The sequence below is a fragment of the Bacillus sp. 165 genome (genome assembly GCF_017742235.1).
Taxonomy (GTDB): domain Bacteria; phylum Bacillota; class Bacilli; order Bacillales; family Bacillaceae_G; genus JAGHKQ01.
Genome location: NZ_JAGHKQ010000030.1, coordinates 1 through 2729, shown reverse-complemented (window position 1 = coordinate 2729; position 2729 = coordinate 1). Strand labels below are relative to the sequence as shown.

Annotated in this window: 3 protein-coding genes; 2 read left to right on the top strand and 1 reads right to left on the bottom strand. The window is 42.2% G+C overall.

The genetic code is table 11. The features are described from left to right. Positions 1–385 precede the first annotated feature (385 nt). Both J7Q84_RS18060 and J7Q84_RS18055 read left to right on the top strand, forming a co-directional pair. On the top strand, positions 386–1417 hold the full coding sequence (locus J7Q84_RS18060) for an ATP-binding cassette domain-containing protein (RefSeq protein ID WP_209096622.1): 1032 nt from the start codon (positions 386–388) through the stop codon (positions 1415–1417). Continuing rightward, complete coding sequence (locus J7Q84_RS18055; RefSeq protein WP_209096621.1) at positions 1414–2229, top strand: ABC transporter permease; 816 nt, start codon at positions 1414–1416, stop codon at positions 2227–2229. Before J7Q84_RS18060 ends, J7Q84_RS18055 begins: the two co-directional genes overlap by 4 nt. A gap of 156 nt (positions 2230–2385) precedes the next feature. Here the strand turns inward: J7Q84_RS18055 and J7Q84_RS18050 are convergent. Continuing rightward, a partial coding sequence (locus J7Q84_RS18050) for a malate:quinone oxidoreductase (protein WP_209096620.1) occupies positions 2386–2729 on the bottom strand: 344 nt, incomplete at its 5' end.

Genomic DNA, 2729 nt, shown 5'->3' with positions numbered 1-2729 from the left:
TACTACTTGAAGCTTTAGTTCTTTCGGATATACTTTCCTCTTCATAAAAAATCCCCCTATTACTCGTTACTCTAAGTATAAAGAATCACACCTTAGAGTGTCCAAGTTCATTAGGGGGCTAAAAAGATAAGATGGATTCTCTTATTCTATACCCACGTTGTACTTTCATCCGATCATCTCCACATATTGAAATATTTTTAAAAACAAAAGACTCATTGTTCATATTCAGTTCATAATCACGGGTTATCATCCTTATAGAATTAATTCTTGCCAAGGGGTTGTGTAAAGAAAAAATATGACTTAAGACGGAGATAATCTGCCACATGAATGCATGTTAACAATAGCAAATACCCAATCAGAATAATGTGAACAGGGAGGAATCGGAATGAGCTATGAAAATAAAACGAAAATAGTGCCGAACAATGGTGATTTAGCAGTTGAAGCTTGTGGACTCGTGAAAACTTTTGGTGACAATCGTGCTGTTGATGGTGTAAGCCTAAACGTACGTGCTGGTACGATTTATGGTGTTCTTGGTCCAAATGGAGCAGGTAAAACCACAACAATTAGAATGTTAGCAACCTTACTGCGAGCAGATGCTGGTACAGCACGTATCTTCGGACATGATATTGTGAAGGAACCGCACATTGTGCGTCAATTAATTGGAGTAACCGGACAATATGCTTCAGTCGATGAATCACTTAGTGCTACTGAGAATCTAGTTATCTTCTCCAGATTGCTTGGTTTGGGGCGTGAAGAAGCACGACGAAAAGCAGCGGAGTTGTTGGAGGAATTTAGTTTAACAGAAGCAGCTAAACGTCCTCTTAAAAACTTCTCTGGTGGAATGCGTCGGCGATTAGACCTAGCAGCAAGCCTGATTGCACAGCCACCTCTAATCTTCTTAGATGAACCGACTACTGGGCTTGATCCACGAACACGAAATCAAATGTGGGATACTATCCGCAGATTAGTAAAGAATGGTTCTACTGTCCTCTTAACAACACAGTACCTACAGGAAGCAGATGAACTCGCAGATCGAATTGCTGTTATTGATCGCGGAAAAGTTGTTGCCGAGGGTACCGTAAATGAATTGAAAGCATCAGTGAGGACTTCATCATTGCAATTAACTATCAAATACCCGCACGATATCCAGCTTGCACGTCAAACAGTTGAACAGGTGCTTCAAGTTCAATCAACTATATCGTTAGAGACTGGGAAGATTACTGCTCCGATGATAGATGCCGATCGGGTTACTGATTTGCTTATTGCTCTTCGAGAGGTAAGAATTGAGCTGTCCGAGTTGAGTGTACAGAAACCAACTCTAGATGAGGTCTTTCTGACCATTACAGGCCATGGAGTCGAAGAGGATACACCAAAAGTGTCTAATAAAGCGGAAAAAGCAAGGGAGGTAAGAATATGAAAGGTAACACTATTCAGCCTGTTTCTGAACGTCAACTGCGTAACAGAACTAGCTTCAGCCAATCAGTAAGTAATTCCTTAATCATGGCATATCGTGGCCTTCTAAAGATTCGGCGCACACCAGAGCAATTATTTGATGTCACACTCCAACCTATCCTCTTTACGCTAATGTTTACTTACATTTTTGGCGGGGCGATATCTGGAAATGTGCATAACTATTTGCCGGTCATCATTCCCGGAATCCTCGTACAAACCGTAATCACGACATCAGTTGTTACCGGCGTCCAATTACGGGAGGATATGGATAAGGGTGTATTCGACCGTTTCAAGTCCCTGCCTATCGCACGTATTGCCCCATTGGCAGGAGCCCTGTTAGCAGATACTATCAGGTACACAATTGCGACTGTTCTTACTTTTACGATGGGGTATATCATGGGTTATCGGCCAGAGGGAGGGTTAGATCAAGTTGCCATCGCAGGACTTCTCGTGATTGGCTGTTCATGGGCCATGAGTTGGATCTTTGCCTTCTTCGGTGTAATTGCCCGCACTGCTTCAAGTGTACAAGGAATCTCAATGATTATTCTGTTTCCACTAACGTTTCTCTCTAATGCTTTTGTACCAGCCAATACCATGCCTAACTGGCTACAGTGGTTTGTAAAGATTAATCCAATCTCTCACCTCGTCACTGCAGTCCGGGATCTTACCAATACAGGAACTATCGGATGGGATTTTGCCATCTCTATTATTGGTGCTGTGCTTATTGTAGCCGTTTTTGCTCCAATAACAGTACGTGCGTATATGCGCCGGGCTTAGTTGAAGAAGGCTCTTAGTGATAAATCAATTCACATCTAAATAAGCATATCAGAAAGGACAGCCGGTGAATTACCTGCTGTCCTTTGCACAAATTAAAAGATTACTGATCTTCTTCATCATAGGTATATAAAAGATGCTACTTAAACTTGTTCATTATTAACAATGGACAAGTTCTTTTTCGCTTAACCCAAGTGTCTCTGCTGTGGAAGTATGAATTTCTTGGAAAAGCTCTGGGTGTTCCATCAGTGACACGCCATAAGATGGAATCATGTCTTTTATTTTCGGCTCCCACTCTTTCATATGCTGCGGGAAACATTTTTCTAATACCTCAAGCATAACGTGCACGGCAGTAGAAGCACCTGGAGAAGCGCCAAGTAAGGCAGCTATCGAACCATCAGCGGCACTAATAACTTCCGTACCAAATTGAAGTGTTCCTTTACCGCCGGCCTCCGTATCTTTGATAACTTGCACACGTTGACCCGCTACCACGATATCCCAAT

Excerpts from the sequence above, each read along its gene's own strand:
- J7Q84_RS18060 (WP_209096622.1), top strand. The coding sequence starts at position 386 with ATGAGCTATGAAAATAAAACGAAAATAGTGCCGAACAATGGTGATTTA.
- J7Q84_RS18055 (WP_209096621.1), top strand. The coding sequence starts at position 1,414 with ATGAAAGGTAACACTATTCAGCCTGTTTCTGAACGTCAACTGCGTAAC.